This window comes from Nocardia sp. NPDC127606, assembly GCF_042671725.1.
In the GTDB taxonomy this organism is placed as follows: domain Bacteria; phylum Actinomycetota; class Actinomycetes; order Mycobacteriales; family Mycobacteriaceae; genus Nocardia.
The window spans coordinates 908,385-923,576 of sequence record NZ_JBHXWQ010000001.1; the positions used below are offsets into that span (position 1 = coordinate 908,385).

The 15,192-nt window shown below is 65.3% G+C and carries 19 protein-coding genes and 1 pseudogene; 8 read left to right on the forward strand and 12 right to left on the reverse strand.

Annotation, left to right across the window (positions count from 1 at the left end; all coding sequences use genetic code 11):
* Window positions 1-11: 11 nt before the first annotated feature.
* The 3 genes from ACFVJ5_RS04305 to ACFVJ5_RS04315 are packed head-to-tail and all read left to right on the forward strand — an operon-like array spanning window position 12 to window position 2,355.
* Entirely contained in the window at window positions 12-1,010 is a 999-nt protein-coding gene (locus ACFVJ5_RS04305) for an acyl-CoA dehydrogenase (protein ID WP_379219769.1), read from the forward strand.
* Window positions 992-1,744: a PIG-L deacetylase family protein gene (locus tag ACFVJ5_RS04310; protein ID WP_379218443.1), complete on the forward strand. Its 753-nt coding sequence runs from the start codon at window positions 992-994 to the stop codon at window positions 1,742-1,744. The genes ACFVJ5_RS04305 and ACFVJ5_RS04310 overlap by 19 nt, the downstream gene beginning before the upstream one ends.
* 11 nt (window positions 1,745-1,755) lie before the next feature.
* A complete protein-coding gene (locus ACFVJ5_RS04315; protein ID WP_379219770.1) occupies window positions 1,756-2,355 on the forward strand; it encodes a class I SAM-dependent DNA methyltransferase in 600 nt (199 codons plus the stop codon).
* Window positions 2,356-2,547: 192 nt separating this feature from the next.
* Here ACFVJ5_RS04315 and ACFVJ5_RS04320 read toward each other — a convergent pair whose 3' ends face one another.
* The 4 genes and pseudogenes from ACFVJ5_RS04320 to ACFVJ5_RS04335 all read right to left on the reverse strand — a co-directional run bounded on the left by ACFVJ5_RS04320 (window position 2,548) and on the right by ACFVJ5_RS04335 (window position 4,121).
* Complete coding sequence (locus ACFVJ5_RS04320) at window positions 2,548-2,880, reverse strand: hypothetical protein (RefSeq protein WP_379218444.1); 333 nt, start codon at window positions 2,878-2,880, stop codon at window positions 2,548-2,550.
* 73 nt (window positions 2,881-2,953) lie between these two features.
* Window positions 2,954-3,133: pseudogene (locus tag ACFVJ5_RS04325) on the reverse strand (thiamine pyrophosphate-binding protein); the annotation flags it as partial.
* A 99-nt stretch (window positions 3,134-3,232) separates the two neighbouring features.
* The gene (locus ACFVJ5_RS04330; protein WP_379218445.1) at window positions 3,233-3,613 is read right to left on the reverse strand and encodes a hypothetical protein; all 381 of its coding nucleotides are present in this window, start codon (window positions 3,611-3,613) and stop codon (window positions 3,233-3,235) included.
* Window positions 3,614-3,845: 232 nt separating this feature from the next.
* Complete coding sequence (locus tag ACFVJ5_RS04335; RefSeq protein ID WP_379218446.1) at window positions 3,846-4,121, reverse strand: GlsB/YeaQ/YmgE family stress response membrane protein; 276 nt, start codon at window positions 4,119-4,121, stop codon at window positions 3,846-3,848.
* A 136-nt stretch (window positions 4,122-4,257) separates the two neighbouring features.
* Between ACFVJ5_RS04335 and ACFVJ5_RS04340 the strand changes: the two genes are divergently transcribed.
* Entirely contained in the window at window positions 4,258-4,698 is a 441-nt protein-coding gene (locus ACFVJ5_RS04340; RefSeq protein WP_379218447.1) for a hypothetical protein, read from the forward strand.
* Window positions 4,699-4,781: 83 nt separating this feature from the next.
* On the opposite strand, the gene ACFVJ5_RS04345 is transcribed toward ACFVJ5_RS04340, so the two are convergent.
* The 3 genes from ACFVJ5_RS04345 to ACFVJ5_RS04355 form a co-directional block, all read right to left on the reverse strand.
* Window positions 4,782-4,952, reverse strand: coding sequence for an ANTAR domain-containing protein (locus ACFVJ5_RS04345; RefSeq protein WP_379219771.1), 171 nt, complete (start codon window positions 4,950-4,952; stop codon window positions 4,782-4,784).
* Between the two features lie 150 nt (window positions 4,953-5,102).
* Window positions 5,103-7,334, reverse strand: coding sequence for a catalase/peroxidase HPI (gene katG, locus ACFVJ5_RS04350; RefSeq protein ID WP_379218448.1), 2,232 nt, complete (start codon window positions 7,332-7,334; stop codon window positions 5,103-5,105).
* A 49-nt stretch (window positions 7,335-7,383) separates the two neighbouring features.
* Complete coding sequence (locus ACFVJ5_RS04355; RefSeq protein ID WP_379218449.1) at window positions 7,384-7,803, reverse strand: Fur family transcriptional regulator; 420 nt, start codon at window positions 7,801-7,803, stop codon at window positions 7,384-7,386.
* A 133-nt stretch (window positions 7,804-7,936) separates the two neighbouring features.
* Between ACFVJ5_RS04355 and ACFVJ5_RS04360 the strand changes: the two genes are divergently transcribed.
* Entirely contained in the window at window positions 7,937-8,092 is a 156-nt protein-coding gene (locus tag ACFVJ5_RS04360; RefSeq protein WP_379218450.1) for a hypothetical protein, read from the forward strand.
* A gap of 24 nt (window positions 8,093-8,116) precedes the next feature.
* On the opposite strand, the gene ACFVJ5_RS04365 is transcribed toward ACFVJ5_RS04360, so the two are convergent.
* Window positions 8,117-9,025 carry an alpha/beta fold hydrolase gene (locus tag ACFVJ5_RS04365; RefSeq protein WP_379218451.1) on the reverse strand — a complete coding sequence of 303 codons (909 nt, stop codon included), beginning with the start codon at window positions 9,023-9,025 and terminating at the stop codon, window positions 8,117-8,119.
* 96 nt (window positions 9,026-9,121) lie between these two features.
* Here ACFVJ5_RS04365 and ACFVJ5_RS04370 point away from each other — a divergent pair, with 96 nt between their 5' ends.
* Window positions 9,122-9,502 (forward strand): winged helix-turn-helix transcriptional regulator, encoded by a 381-nt coding sequence (locus tag ACFVJ5_RS04370; protein ID WP_379218452.1) that lies wholly within the window; start codon window positions 9,122-9,124, stop codon window positions 9,500-9,502.
* Between the two features lie 115 nt (window positions 9,503-9,617).
* On the opposite strand, the gene ACFVJ5_RS04375 is transcribed toward ACFVJ5_RS04370, so the two are convergent.
* The gene (locus ACFVJ5_RS04375; RefSeq protein WP_379218453.1) at window positions 9,618-11,906 is read right to left on the reverse strand and encodes a S8 family serine peptidase; all 2,289 of its coding nucleotides are present in this window, start codon (window positions 11,904-11,906) and stop codon (window positions 9,618-9,620) included.
* A 159-nt stretch (window positions 11,907-12,065) separates the two neighbouring features.
* On the opposite strand from ACFVJ5_RS04375, the gene ACFVJ5_RS04380 reads away from it, so the two are divergent.
* Complete coding sequence (locus ACFVJ5_RS04380; protein ID WP_379218454.1) at window positions 12,066-12,317, forward strand: hypothetical protein; 252 nt, start codon at window positions 12,066-12,068, stop codon at window positions 12,315-12,317.
* Between the two features lie 27 nt (window positions 12,318-12,344).
* Here ACFVJ5_RS04380 and ACFVJ5_RS04385 read toward each other — a convergent pair whose 3' ends face one another.
* The gene (locus ACFVJ5_RS04385) at window positions 12,345-12,716 is read right to left on the reverse strand and encodes a hypothetical protein (protein ID WP_379218455.1); all 372 of its coding nucleotides are present in this window, start codon (window positions 12,714-12,716) and stop codon (window positions 12,345-12,347) included.
* A gap of 239 nt (window positions 12,717-12,955) precedes the next feature.
* Between ACFVJ5_RS04385 and ACFVJ5_RS04390 the strand changes: the two genes are divergently transcribed.
* Window positions 12,956-13,663, forward strand: coding sequence for a TetR/AcrR family transcriptional regulator (locus ACFVJ5_RS04390; RefSeq protein ID WP_379218456.1), 708 nt, complete (start codon window positions 12,956-12,958; stop codon window positions 13,661-13,663).
* Window positions 13,664-13,712: 49 nt separating this feature from the next.
* Here ACFVJ5_RS04390 and ACFVJ5_RS04395 read toward each other — a convergent pair whose 3' ends face one another.
* Window positions 13,713-13,928 (reverse strand): hypothetical protein, encoded by a 216-nt coding sequence (locus ACFVJ5_RS04395; protein WP_379218457.1) that lies wholly within the window; start codon window positions 13,926-13,928, stop codon window positions 13,713-13,715.
* A 20-nt stretch (window positions 13,929-13,948) separates the two neighbouring features.
* The gene (locus ACFVJ5_RS04400; protein WP_379218458.1) at window positions 13,949-15,022 is read right to left on the reverse strand and encodes an oxygenase MpaB family protein; all 1,074 of its coding nucleotides are present in this window, start codon (window positions 15,020-15,022) and stop codon (window positions 13,949-13,951) included.
* Window positions 15,023-15,192: the final 170 nt, after the last annotated feature.

Sequence of the window (15,192 nt, forward strand, 5' to 3'; positions counted from 1 at the left end):
TCGCGGTCGCCATGACGACGCTGGCGAGGTCGGGAAGACTGGATCTGCCGTTGCCGGGCTCGGGACGAACTCTCGAGCGATGGCGTGCCTTGGCCGAAATCGCCTACGAGGACACAGTTCTCGGCCGCCTGGCCGAGGCGCACGCCGATGCCGCAGCGATTGTGGCCGAGCTGAGTGGCGACGCCGCGCCCCCTTCTGGCGTCCCGGAGCTGCCGACTGACGCCCACGCTCGTCTCACAGCAGCGCCCGGCGAGATCTGGGGCGTGTGGGCCGCGGAAACGCCTTCCTCTGTGCTGCGAGCACGCAGGGTCTCCGGTGGGTGGGTGCTCGATGGACGCAAGCTGTGGTGCTCAGGTGCGAGCCTGTGCACGCACGCGCTGGTCACGGCGGTCGCGGATGAGCAGCGAGCGTTGTTCGCGGTGCCGCTCGACCGTGCTGTCGCCCAGCCGGTGCCCGGGACCTGGCTTGCGGTCGGTATGGGCGAATCCGACTCCGGTGCGGTCGATTTCGACAACGCCGCAGCGCGGATGGTCGGTGTCCCCGGTGAGTATCTGAGCCGCCCCGGATTTTGGCACGGTGCCATCGGTGTGGCCGCTTGCTGGTACGGCAGCGCGTGCGCGGTCGCCGCAGCGCTGCATCGGTACGCGGCCGCCGGACGCGCCGACGACCATGCGCTCGCTCACCTGGGCGCGGTCACCGCAGTGCTGTCCGCCGCTCACGCGAGCCTTTCCGCCGCCGCGCACGCGATCGACGCCGATCCGCGAGACATCACCGGTGACGGTCGGGTCCGTGCCCGGACCGTCCGTGCGGTGGTCGAGAACGCGGCGACCGAGACCTTGGATCGGGTCGGGCGCGCGCTCGGCGCGGGGCCGCTGTGCGGCGATAGTGCCCATGCTCGCCGGGTCGCGGATCTGACCGTGTACTTGCGCCAGAGCCATGCCGAACGCGATCTGGCCGACCTCGGCCGTGACCAGGCGGAAAAGGAGTTCTCGTGGCTGCTCAGCCGCTGATCGATACCGAGGGTCCCGGCGCGTGCGAAGGTGTCTGGGCGCAGTGGCGGGCGAGTCGACCCGAACTGCGGATCCAGGACTGGCGCCATCTCGTGGTCGTCGCGCCGCACCCCGACGACGAGGTGCTCGGAGCGGGCGGGCTCATCGCGCTGTTGCGGTCCGCCGACATCCCGGTCACGCTGATCGCGGTCACCGACGGTGAAGCATCGCATCCGGGCTCACCCACCCACGCTCCTGCTGAGCTGGCCGCTCTGCGCATCGAGGAATCGCAGAACGCGGCCTACGAACTCGCCACCGGAGCGCCGATGCGGCTCGGCATGCCTGACGGCGGTATCGCCGAGCGGGAGATCGAGCTCACCGATCTGCTCAGCTATGTCTTGTGCCGCCTCGGTGGTCCAGGAGTGCGGTGCGCGGCCACCTGGCGCCACGACGGTCACCCCGACCACGAAGCCGTCGGCCGCGCCGCCGCCGCGGCCTGTGGGAACACCGCGACCGAGCTGCTCGAGTACCCGGTGTGGATGTGGCACTGGGGCAATCCGGAGCATCCGAGAGTGACCCCGGAGAATGCCTTCGCACTGCCACTGTCGCCGTCGGCAGTCGCGGCCAAGGCGCGGGCGATGGCACAACACCGCACCCAGATCAGCCCGCTGTCGGATCATCCAGCCGACCGGCCTGTCCTGCCCGCGCATGTCCTCCAGCGGTTCACCGCACCGGACGAGGTCTTCTTCCAGTGAACGAAATGTCGATGCCGCCAGGGTATTTCGATCGGATGTATGCCAACGACGACGATCCGTGGCGCTTCACCACCCGCTGGTACGAACAGCGCAAACGCGCGTTGACGATGGCGATGTTGCCGAGGGCGCACTATCGAAGGGGGTTCGAGCCCGGCTGCTCCATCGGTGTGCTCACCGAGGAACTCGCCGGTCGCTGCGATCACCTGGTGAGTACCGATATCGCCGAGCGTGCCCTCGACGCCGCGCGGTCGCGCCTGCTCCACGCACCGGTGGAATTCCGGCTGTGGGGTCTGGGACAGCCATGGGAGACAGAGGATTTCGATCTCATCGTATTCAGTGAAGTCTGCTACTACCTCGACGCCGCGCGTCTGCGAGACGTCTTCGAACAAGCGGTGGCGCACCTCGAGCCAGGGGGCACCCTGCTGTGCGCGCACTGGCGCCACGTCGTAACGGATTACCCACTGACCGGCGACGACGTCCACGCAATCGCCCACCGGACCGTTGGCTTGTCAGCCTCGGCCCATTACGACGACGCGGATCTGCTCATCGATGTGTTCGCGGCGACGACTCGGGATCCCCCCTCGGTGGCCGAGGTCGAGGGCTTGGTCTGAGGGCGTCGGGTTCGCTGCCCACGCAGGGCGGGGACCGCCGCCGGACTGCCGAGGTGATGACGCCCGGTGCGAGGGCCGGGTCGTGGAGATCGATCCCCAGATCGAGGACTAGATGGGCCGAGGACATCATGCCGCTGCTGGGCGATGACGACCCGCTCGGCGTGGAAACCTTTGCCACCCACCGGCTCCCGCTCAGTGTCCGCGTTGATCGGTGAGCTTCAGCCCTTCCTTGGCTTTCACGCGTCGATGTTCGAGCAGGAGCCAGGTGACACCGGCACCGGCCAGCACGACCGCCGCGATGCCGGCGATCACTGCCCAGCCGCCGAATCCGTAGCCGGTGGCGGTCAGAAACAAGCCCAGCGCGATGATTCCCATGGCGCACAGGATGATTCCGGGAAAGTTGTATCCGTCCTCGAGGCCTTCGCCCGCGTGACTGCGCGTCGTTCGGGAGTGATCGGGGAATTCACCACTGGCCTGGTCCGGTTGACGCTGCACGGCACCACGCTGTCGATCCGAATATGCCATTGGATATCTCCCTTCGAGTGGGTATTGCTGGGCCATACCCATTGCGTCGTGCCTCAATCGGCCGGTCGTCGAGGCCGCAGGCCTGGAAGGCCGACATCTCCTCGTGCCTGCTCTGCACGAACCGCGGCGAGTTCTCGGCTCGCCCGAAAGCGGCGACCAAGCCGTTGATGCCGTCCCCGGGGTAGGCGAAGACCTGCTGGACACCCCATCCCCGCAGTCGCGCAAGGACGTAGTCCGCTACCTGCATCGACATGGTTCTCCGTTCCGGGGCCGGGCTGGTCGGTGGCCGTGGGTGGGCCGCCACTGTGGTGCTACCGCGGAAACCAGTTCCTGAACAGCCGTGCTCGCGGAATCAGAAACCGACGAGCCCCGACGCCAGATCCACGGTGTCGATGATTTGTGTGGTCTGCCGGCGTGCGTTGGGACACTGGTCGCGAGTGACCACGTCGATCGCATCGCGATGACGGGCGAGGGCGATATTGATCGCACCGTTGCGCAGCGCCCAGATGTGGACGACACCGTTGAACCTCACGCGAGCAATGGCGCTGCCCTGTCGGCGCCAGCTATCGAGATCGGCCCACATCGTCTCGCACAACTGCGCACCGGCGGCTGGACCGATGACAAGTGCGTCCGCCGAAGCAGCGCCCCCACCGAGGCCCCGCGACTCGGTAGTCGTCACGAAGGCAATAACACCCGCCGATACGAGAGCACCCAACAACGCGACGCGACCCATGCGGTGGCGCGGTCGTCTCGAGAACAGGGGGCTCTCCTTCGATCTGGAACACGGCGGTGTCATTGTTCGAATGCCCGCGTTTTCGGAGACGAATCGGATATCGCACGTCGAAACACCTTGCTGTGACAGCTATGCAGCGGCGAATTTCGAGTATGAAACACGTCGAGACAGAAGCGGCCCGAAGCCATGGAGGCTTCGGGCCGTGTACTGGGTCGTGCCCGTCCGGTAGCGGCTAGCGCGACACGCCGCGACGCCCGGTGACCAACCCGACGAGGAACAGCAGGACGACCGCGCCGGCGATACAGGTGAAGAAGCTGAACCACAGTCCGCCGCCTGCGACATCGACACCCAGGAATGTGAGCAGGAATCCGCCGAGGAGGCCGCCGACGACACCGACGACGATGTTGAGCAGAATCCCTTGCTGGGCGTCGGTCTTCATGATCTTGCTGGCGATCCATCCGGCCAGTCCGCCGATGATGATCCATCCGAGAATGCCGAGACCGAGCATGGTCTACTCCTATCATTCAAATGTGCTGGCGAGCATCCGGTACGGGCGCTCGGCAGCGGCATACCCCGGCGCCGCGCAGGCAATCAGACAATCGCCGAAATCGACGTGCGGGAGCGTTTGGCGATAGCCTCGGAGTATGACTGACAACGATCAGCCTGCCGAGAGGCATCGACGGCCCGTCGGCGTCCACTCTTCGACAGTGGCAGCGGTCGGCAAACTGTCGGAGGCGTTGGAGACGACCGAACGTGCTCGCGGGCACCTCTACAGCTTCCACCAGCTCACCGGTGGCGCCGATCTCGCGCTCGGCGAGGCGGTCGACATGTTGCGCGCCGCGGGTCATCATCAGCTCGCCGAGAAGCTGGCCGTCGAGCTGGTAGGCCGCAACGTGCTGCCCGACCGGTGGACCTTCCAGATCGTGGAGGAATACGACGAGGGCTACTACGCGCAGTTCCGGCAGATCGAGCGCGAGATCCGCGACGAACTCGTCGACGGCCGCACCCACGTGTACGAGGCGGAGATGAAAGAGGCCCGCCGCTCCCATGGTCGTCCTGGGCACGAGGCCGGACCACGCAGCTAGTCCGGAGGTCTCTACGTGCCAGGTTTGCGCGGCCTGCTCATCGCGGTCGCTCGCCCGGGTCGCTGAGGCTGTCCGGCCGAGTGTCAATCGTCGAGAACTGTGCGCGCTGTGGTCGCGCCGGTGACCAGTTGACGAGCGATATCGGAGAGGCGTGTGCTTCGTCGACGGCCGTAGTTGCGCAATGCTTGGAATGCCTGGTCCATATCAAGGTTTCTCGCGTGTACGAGTACACCTTTGGCCTGTTCGATGGTAATGCGATTGGTCAGCGCGACTTTCAGTTGCTCGGTCAGCTCGCCCGGACCGCATAGAAGATAGCCTCAAGTTTGCGACGATAGGTTTTTGTTGAAGGTTGAAAACGGTTCGAGCCCCGGCCGATCCGATGATCGACCGGGGTGCGAGACAGCTCAGTGCAGGTCGAACCGGTCGTTGTCGGCCACCTTGACCCAGGCATCGATGAAATCGTTCACGAACTTCGTGCCTGCGGTTTGCTGCCCGTAGACCTCGGCCACCGCGCGCAGCACCGAGTGCGAGCCGAAGACGAGATCGTTGGCCGTGGCCGTCCACCGCTTCTGACCGGAACGTCGGTCGACACCGTCGTAGACGTTCTCCGACGACTCCGAGACCTGCCACTGCGTGTTCTGATCGAGCAGATTCACGAAGAAATCGTTCGAGAGCACGCCCGCCCGGTCGGTGAGGACACCGTGCGCGCTGCCACCGTAATTGGCGCCGAGCGCGCGCAGGCCGCCGATCAGCACCGTCAGTTGCGGCGCGGTCAGGTCCAGCATGTACGCGCGGTCGAGCAGCAGCCGCTCGAGCGGAGCCTTCTCGCCAGGGCGCACGTAGTTGCGGAACCCGTCGGCCCGAGGTTCGAGCACATCGAAGGTGTCGACATCGGTGTTCTCCTGGGTGGCGTCGGTGCGCCCGGGGGAGAACGGCACGGTGACCTGATGACCGGCGTCGCCTGCCGCCTTCTCGATCGCCGCCGAGCCGGCCAGGATGATCAGGTCGGCCAGTGACACCTTCTTGCCGCCGGTGGCCGAGGCGTTGAAGTCTTGCTGGATCTGCTCGAGGACCGGCAACACCTTCGCCAGCTCGGGGGGTTCGTTGATATCCCAGTTGCGCTGGGGCTCGAGCCGGATCCGGGCGCCGTTCGCACCGCCGCGCTTATCGGTGCTGCGGAAGCTCGCCGCCGACGCCCATGCTGTCTTGACCAGTTGCGCGATCGACAGACCGGACGCGAGGACAGTGCTCTTCAGCGCGGCGATGTCCTGCTCGTCGATCAGTGCGTGGTCGACGGGGGGAACCGGGTCTTGCCACAGCTGCGCCTCGGGTACCCACGGGCCGAGATAGCGGCTGAGTGGACCCATATCGCGGTGTAGCAGTTTGTACCAGGCCTTCGCGAACGCCTCGGACAGCTCCTCCGGGTGGTCGAGCCAGCGGCGGGTGATCTCGGCGTAGACCGGGTCTTCGCGCAGGGCCAGGTCGGTGGTCAGCATCGTCGGGGTTCGGGCGGGACCACCGAATGGATCGGGGATGAGGCCTTCGCCCGCACCGTCTTTCGGCTTCCACTGCCAGGCATCGGCGGGACTCTTGGTGAGTTCCCAGTCGAAACCGTAGAGGTTCTGCAGGAAGCCGTTGCTCCAGGCGGTCGGGGTGGCGGTCCAGACGACTTCCAAGCCGCTGGTGATCGCGTCCTTGCCCTTACCCGTGCCGTAGCCGCTCTTCCAGCCCAGACCCTGCTGCTGCAGTGGGGCGGCTTCGGGCTCGGGGCCGACCGAGCTGGCGTCGCCCGCGCCGTGGGTCTTGCCGAAGCTGTGACCGCCGACGATCAGGGCGGCGGTCTCCTCGTCGTTCATCGCCATGCGGGCGAAGGTTTCGCGGATGTCGTGGGCCGCGGCCACCGGATCCGGCCTGCCGTTCGGCCCTTCCGGGTTCACGTAGATCAAACCCATCTGGACCGCGCCCAGTGGTCCCGACAGCTCACGCTCGCCGCTGTAGCGTTCGTCGCCGAGCCAGGTGTCCTCCGGCCCCCAGAACATTTCCTCCGGCTCCCAGATATCGGGTCGGCCGAAGCCGAAACCGAAGGTCTGGAACCCCATCGACTCGAGGGCGACGTTGCCGGTGAAAACGAGCAGGTCGGCCCAGGAGATCTTGTTGCCGTACTTCTGCTTGACCGGCCACAGGAGCCGACGAGCCTTGTCGAGATTGGCGTTGTCGGGCCAGCTGTTGAGCGGGGCGAAACGTTGCGCTCCCTGACCGCCGCCGCCACGACCGTCGGCGATCCGATAGGTGCCCGCCGCGTGCCAGCTCATCCGGATGAACAGGCCACCGTAGTTGCCGTAATCAGCGGGCCACCAGTCCTGCGAATCGGTCAGCACCGCGGCGATATCGGCTTTGAGGGCTTCGACGTCGAGCCCGGCGAACTCTGATGCGTAGTCGAAGTCTTCGCCCAGCGGGTTGGACTTGGACGAGTGCGCGTGCAAGACCGAGACGTCGATCTGTTCCGGCCACCAGTCCTTGTTGGTCCTGGGGCGCTGGTCGGTCTTCGGAGTGGGCGAGGGGATCGCCGGGTTCTCGCTCTCACTGGTGCTGTGCGTGTCGCTGTCAGGAGCAGGCGGGCGGCTATCGGAGGTCACGATGTTCCTTCCTGGACGGGCTGCGAGCGGCGTTGTGTTCGGTGGGCGTTCAGTTCGCGCAGTCAGGGCACAAGCCCCAGTAGATGACTTCGGCTTCGTCGATCGCGAAGCCTAGGTCGTCGGAAGCGGTCAGGCAGGGCTCTTCGCCGAGTTGGCAGTCGACATCGCCGATCAACCCGCACGTCCGGCAGATGAGGTGATGGTGGTTGTCCCCGACTCGGGTCTCGTAACGGGCCAGCATGCCGCGAGGTTGGATGCAGCGGAGCAGGCCTGCGGCGGTGAGGGTGCGCAATGAATCGTAGACGGCCTGGTGTGACACCACCGACAGGCGGGACCGCACGGCACGGATGATCGAATCGGTGTCGGCATGCGGGTGTTCGTGAACCACCCTCAGCACGGCCACCCGCGGCGCCGTCACGCGCACCGAAACTCCCCGCAGCAGCTCCTGGAACTCGACATCTGTGGGCACGCTCGCAGTTTTCCTCGTTTTCTGACTTCGGACAACTACCCGACCATCGATCAGTCGGTGCGGTCGAGCGCGCCTTTGTCGCGATGGATCGGCCGGAAATGGGTATTGCGAAGCGAGAACAAAGGAGGACTTCATGTCAGCAACGAAAAATCACGACGACGAAGAATCCACCGAACCGAAGGGTGGTCGACCGGGCCCCAGCGATCAGGGAAGGGACGGCGGGATGGCGACCCGGGAACTCGCCCCGGAGATAGCCGAAACCGAGGGCGCGCAAGAACCACCCGACTGATCAACTGTCACCAGGCCTGTTGTGTCAGGCATTGTGTTCGGCGTCTGATCGGTAACCGCGCGAGAGCCCAGGGCGCTGACAGTCGAGGGCGAGGAACGGCGCGGCGAGACGGAGCAATTCCGCAGGCCGGTCCAAGGGGATGATGTGCCCGCAGTCGGGGATGAGGTGGCCGGTCAGATCGTCAGCAATCGGGCGGAGTTGACGTTCGAGAGTGGTACCGACCGGGTGCGCGCCGATCGCGAGCGTCGGTGCCACGAGTCGGCCGGTGGCCGCGGCTTCGTCGATCTGTCGAGCACTGATCGGGAGTGCGCGGTAGTACTCGAAGGCGCAGCGCAGGGCTTCCGGTCGCCGAAAAGCGTCGACGAACGCCTCCCGAAGATGTTGTGGCGCGCCGTTTCCGCGTGTTCCCGTGTCGAGGAACCAGTCGATGTACTCGGCTTCGTTTCCGGTCAGCACGGACTCGGCGAGGCCGGGGACGGCGTGGAAGCCGAACCACCACGGTGGGCCCGCTGCCAGGAATCCCTCGCCGCCCGGAAGGCGGCCGAGTAGCGATTCCATGAGGATCAGACGTCGGATCCGGTCCGGGCGTCGCATGGCGAGCAAGAATGCGACCGGGGTGCCTGCGTCGATGGCGACGACGGCAGCAGACGGTTCGTCGAGAGCATCGAGGATTCCGTCGATATCGGCGGCGAGGGTGCCCGCGTCGTACCCGTTCGTCGCCTGGCTGCTGTCGCCGAACCCTCGCAGGTCCGGTGCGATGACTCGATGGTCTGTGGCCAGCGGGCCGATGATCTGGTGCCACAGTTGCCAGGTGTGTGGAAATCCGTGCAGGAGTACGACAGCCGGACCGGAACCCGCTGTCGCCACGTTGGCGTAAATGCCGTTGGTGGGGATCTTGTGGAGGGCGATGCCTGTAGGCGGGGTGTCGAGCATGAAGGCCTCCCTGGTTACGATTAGTTACCAGGAAACGGTAGGAAACCTTTGCTGGGGTGCCAAGAGGGCACTTTCTCGAAAGGTGGTGAGGTCGAGGTGACCACCCGATCAGAGCGTGGCGACGTGTTCGATCCGCAATGCCCGACGCGTCAGCTACTGGACCGCATCGGGACGAAGTGGACGTCGATGGCGGTCAAGGTGCTCGCGGATGCCGCGCCGCAGGAAGTGCGGTTCGCCGACTTGCGGCGGCGGATGCCGGGAGTTTCGCAGAAGATGCTGTCGGTGACACTGCACAGCCTCATCCGTGACGGCCTGGCCACTCGCCGGGTCGAGCCGACCGTGCCGCCGCGCGTGCACTATCAACTCACCGAACTCGGCTTGTCCTTGGAGATCCCGCTGGCCGCGCTGCGCGCCTGGGCCGAGGTGCACATGGCCGAGATCGACTCGGCCAACGCGGACAGCGACAGCGGCGCGTAGCAGGGTTCACCGTCGACGTCGAGACATCTGCGCATCCTTGCTTGAAAAGGCAAGCATCGCAATGTGATTGAATGATCGGTTCGGATCGATCGCGGCACCGTTCGACCTTTCGTTGTTAGTCGGCCGCCGCGCCGAGGATCGCCAGCGCGTAAGGCTGGGGTCCCTGCGGGACGTTCGAGCCGATGACATCGATCTTCCACGTACCGGCTGTGGGTGTGCCGACTTCGACGACCTCGACGTTGTTGGTCGAGTCCATGGTGAGCCCGGCACCCTGCCCGCTGTTTCCGGCTCGGGGTGCTCCGTCCGGTCCCCGGACAACGAGATTGAGGTTGTTGACCAATGTCTCGCCGGGGAAGTCGCTGTAGGCGAGCACGACCCGCAACGGAACAGCTGCCGAGGTTATCTCGATCTCGAGGGTGTGGAGTTGTCCCGTCGACGCCTTCTTGCCCTGGCGAACCAGCAGCGTGGACGGCGCTGTCGGGGCAACGACCGCAGCCACGTCGACGCAGCCGAAGCCCTGGTGGTCGTCGGCCACGGTGGCTGCGGGCGCCGTGCCCGGCAGGCGACGAGCACCGGCGATCACCACCGCTTTGAGGAGCGCACCCGACGGCGTCGCGATGCCGTGGTCGCGGCGGAGGTGCTGGCGCAGCAGCGCGAGCGCGCCGGCGGTCAGCGGCGTGGCCATGCTCGTTCCGCCCATGTAGAAGTACTTCGAGGAGCCAGGGAACGGCTTCCAGCCGGTTGCGGTGGGGCTGAGCATCGTCGACTTCGTCGACAGGATCCATGTGCCCGGGGCAACGACGTCGGGTTTGATGCGCCCGTCCGCGGTCGGACCACGGCTGGAGAACGCGACCACCTGATCCGGGTCGTCGGCCATCGAAGCGCTCTTGTACGGCGGTGCCGGGTAGTCGCCTGGCCACCAGTCGCCGTACCGCTCGCTGTCGAAGGAACGCCGCAGGTTCTCACTCGCCCCGACCGTCAGACAGTTCTTGGCGGTGCCGGGCGAGGTGACGGAGCCGCGGTTGATCTCGCCGTCACCGTCGGAGTCGCTGCCGTCGTTACCCGCGGCGAACAGGATGCAAAACGGCGGGTGCTCCCACATGAACTTGTCCACGGCACGGCACTGGTCGTCGTAGACCCCGGGGTCGCCCCCACCCCACGAATTGGTGTGGATGCGCGCGCCCTTGTTGTACGCGGGTGTGAACAGGTCGGCGAGGTCCACCGGAATTCCCGCGAGCAGATAGCGCCCGTACTTCGCGACGAATGCGGGGTTCTTCCAGTCCAGGGCTTGCTCGACGGCCTGGAACACCAACTTCGCTTTGGTGGCCAGACCGCGGATCGCCGGTTGCCCCGGCACCGCCGTACTCGCGACGCCGTCGCCGAGCACCGATCCTGTGACGTGGGTGCCGTGGCCGGAATCGAGGTCGGACGCTCCGTCATCGCCGCCGGCGTTGTTGATGTAGGGAGCGAATTCCGAGGTGATCGGAAAACTCATGACTGCTTTGACGCGGCCGCTGAAATCGGGGTGTACGGGCGAGGTGGTGCCGGTGTCGAATCCGGTGTCGCACACGGCGATCGTCTCACCGTCGCCGTCGAGAGTGGAAACCCCACCCAGCGTGGTCGGGGTCCCGCGCATGATCGTCGCGGCGACGTCGTTGCTGATGCGATTGATCGGCCGGTTGCGCACCATGCGCACACCATGAACAGCCGACAGGGCGGCCAGTTGCTTGCGCCGAGCGGCATCGGTGCCTTCGGGTGCCTTGACGATGAGCGTCGCCGGGCCGTCTCCGATGATCTCGAGTCCGAGTTTGCGGATCTTCGCCTTGGCGGCGCGTGCGGTGGCCGGGGTGAAGAACTCGACCGTGAGGACGTCGGGGAGCAACTTTGTTCGGGGCAGTGTGGGTTCGGTGGTCACGTCCAGGCGTGCGCGGTCGGGCAGATGACCGGCCCAGCGCACCTCCGGCAACGCCGCGATCGCCGCGACTTGCTCGGCCGTCGCGCGCACGACCAGCGTGAAACCAGAACGGGCATCGACGATCGAGGCACCTGCCTTCTCCACGGCTGAGCGCCATTGCGGCTTGATCGGACCGACGAACTGGATCAGGTAGTGGTGCGGTCCGGCGTCCAGGCGCCGGGTGCGCTGGTAGGCGGGATGAGCTGAAGGCCGCCGTGCGCCGGTGATCCGAGGCAGATCGGTGTCGATCGAGTCTGTCGAGGTCGGTCCGAGTGGAATCTCGTATTGCGCGGTGATGTCTTCGACGAGATAGCGCCGGCTCAACTCGCGAACTTCGGCCTCATTGACCTGTACCAACGCGAACGCGTCGTAGTTGGCTGTCACGGTGTGGTCCTGCGCGAGCGCGGCCTGCTCAGATTTGCTCGCGACTACTTTGAGCGTGCGGTCCATGTCGGACTCCCTCCACGAATGTATGTCCGAAGCCGATGAGCGGTGTGAACCGTCCCGCCGAGTCCGCAGACTCGGCCTCGATCCACCGATGTGCAGGTTCGTCTACGTGTCGGAACGAGCAATTGCCAAGTCTCGCATAGGTATGCCGCCGAGTCGGCGATGTTCGACGACAGCCTCGCGACCATCTGGTCAGGGCTCTGCGCTACTGCTGGGTTGACCGGGACGGTGTTGCTGATGATCGGGCTTCGGGTCGGCGTGACCGAACGGCTCGTGTTCTACCCGCTCCCGGCGTGGATGGCTGTTACCGGGACTGCCATCGTGCTCACGACTGTTCGCACCGCGATGCCGTGGCGACGCGCCTTGCGGTGGATCGGTCGTCCTCGATATGTGACGTTTGGCGAAGGCCGATAGCGGCGTCCCCGGGTCGGCCGGTCCGGGTCACTCGGATGCGTGACCCGATTTCGTGTCCGGATCGACCTTGTCCGCACGTTCCCATTCCTTGTCCAGGTCGGCTCGCGAATCCGCGGCATCACCGCGGTGCACGTGTGCCTGCTGGGCTAGCTGCTCGGCCTGCGCGGCCTTGGCCTCGGCTTCGGCCTTGGCGGCGCGGCTGCGGGCGGCGATCTCGTCGGCTCGCGCCTCTCGCTGACCGACCTCGAATTCCTGTTCCGTTGCGCGGGCGCGGATGCCCTCGGCCTCGACCCGCTGGTGCGCACGCTGTTTACGCATCAACACCACAGCGCCGGCCACGAGCGCGATGACAACAACGACCGCGACGATGATGATCACAATCACACTGGTGGTACTCATCGTTCTACTCCTCGCACCCCCTTTGATTCTAACGGACATCTCGGCTCATGATTCGTCCCTCGAATATCTGCTGAGTCGGTACTGCGCGGAACTGAACCGGGGATTGCGCGCTGACGAATGTCCGGGCGGGTTGCGATACGAATTATCGGGGCACTGACGACATTTGAGGCGGCGAGAATCGGAAAACTTCTTACAGGGGATCGCTGACGACCGCTACCGGAATGGGAGATGATGTAGTGGTGAGTACCGAGAGCATGCCGGCGAACGTTCGCCCGAAGCGCCGCAACGGGCCCCGACTACCGCCGGACGAGCGTAGAACGCAGTTGCTCGACGCCGCGCTCCGTGTTGTCGGGGACGCCGGGCTCGCGAACCTGACAATGCAGGCAGTCGCCAAGGAAGCCGGCGTCGCCAAACCGGTGCTCTACGCGATGTATCCCACCGCGCCGGAGCTGGTGGCGCACCTGCTGCACCGGGAACACTCACGCGGAATGGGGCAGGTCTTCACGGCTATGCCGCGTGACCTGCACGAATCTGACCCTGATCGCGAGTACGTCGCGGCGGTGATGGCCTTTCTCGAATCTGTCGCCGCGGCACCGACCCGCTGGCGTCTGATCCTGCTGCACAGTGACGGTGCGCCGTCCGACTATCGCGAATTGCTCAGCGCTGCCCGCGACAAGCTCCTCGATCAGTGTGTCGAGCTGTTGGCCGCCGGTTTCGCTGTGCGCGGCGGCCCGCATGAGGCCGATGTCGAACTGATCGCCCACGTCATGCTCGGATTCACCGAAGTGCTGGGACGGATGGTGTTGTCGGATCCGCAACGCTTTCCGCCCGAAAGGTTGCGCGCCACCGTCCGATCCATGGTCCGGACCTTGCCCAACGAGCCGGGCGCCGCAACTGCGGGGACGGAGACAACGGTGTTCGGCCCAGCTGGGCTGCGTATCGATTAACCGACGGTAATCCGCTCACCGCATGCGGTGAGCGGATCGTGCCGGTCGTTTACCGAAGGTCGATGTCGGCGATAATCAATACCGGCCAGGCGATCACCTCGCCGATGGTGGAGAACAATCGGTCGAGCCCGTGCAATTCGCCCAGATGGCTGTCGTGGGTGATCAACCAGATCACACCGATCGCAAAATATGGGACACCACCGGCGATTGCCAGATACATCATCTGACGGATACTGATCTGTCGTTCCATGAGCTTTGTCAACATTCTTGCTCTCTATTCTGTGTTCAGGCGATGTCGCCGAGGATCGGCTGCGACTCGATGAGCCCCTCGTCCGAAGGGGGTAGACGTTCGCCCAAAACGCGGTTGCGTTGTTTCTCGCGGAGTGCGTGATGGGCTTGCGACGGGATGTCGTACCCATATGTTTTCTGTGCCTGCCGGGGCGTCGTCGTCACCGGGTTCTTCGGCACTACTCCGAGCAACACAGGCGCCGCTACCGGTACGGTGGTGGGGGAGATCAATTGCAGCAGTAGCAATTGCAGCCGGGTGTTCAAGCTGACCAATGTCATCGCCGCGCTCAACCAGGGGATGACGAGGATGTCCAGCGCCCGCCCGGTCGGCAACCCGGCCATTTCCCGCATCCAGCGCGGCATCGTGGCCAATGTTCCGCGCCGAAGGAATGCGGCGACGATTTTGAACAGTGGTCGAAGCACGAGGGGCATCGGTGGCAGCATCACCTCGGCGTCGAGGAGGTGATTCATCGCCTTCTTGGCGATATCGGATCCGATGAGTTGGGGCCGCATGCGTTCGAAGTACTGCGCGACACCCTCGCGGGTACGGGGAACATCGGCAGGATCGCAGGTTTGGAGCTCGGCGGCGCGGGCGCATTCGTGCCAGTACTGCGATTCTTCATCCGGGCCGAGTCGCCCGGGTCCGAACTTCTCGTAGGCGACCAGCAAGGAATGCCACGCGGTGAGGTGGATCCACAGCTGTGACTGCGGATCGTTCGCGTCGTAGTCCCGGCCGGTCACCGGATCGATTCCCACGGCCTTGGAATGGATCTTGACCAGGATGTCGGCCGCGTTCGCCGTCGACCGACTGTCGGCGAACATCACCATCGCGAAGTATCGCAACGTGCGGTCGTAGCGGGTGCGGGGCCGGCTGTAGATCGCACTCGTGGTGTCCACCGCCGCGATCAACGCGGGGTCGAGTTCCTCGATGACGACCGCTCGCTGGAAGCCGATGGTCAGCCCGGTCGGATAACTCCATACCCGCCACGCGACGGAATCGGGTCCGAAGAACCCGTAGTCCTCGGCGGGCGCCACCTCCGGTAGCGACAACCATGTGCGTAATGTTGCCATGCGCTTCTCCCCAGAATTCGTGCTGTCGGGTCGCTGTGACGATCCGTGTTGTCAATTACTACGCGCGTGTAGATATTGAGTAAGATATTAGCAGTGCCTATCCTGAACCGCTACGGCTATCGCGGTATCTGCGGCCGGAATCCGAACGAAAGAAGATGCCCGATGAATTG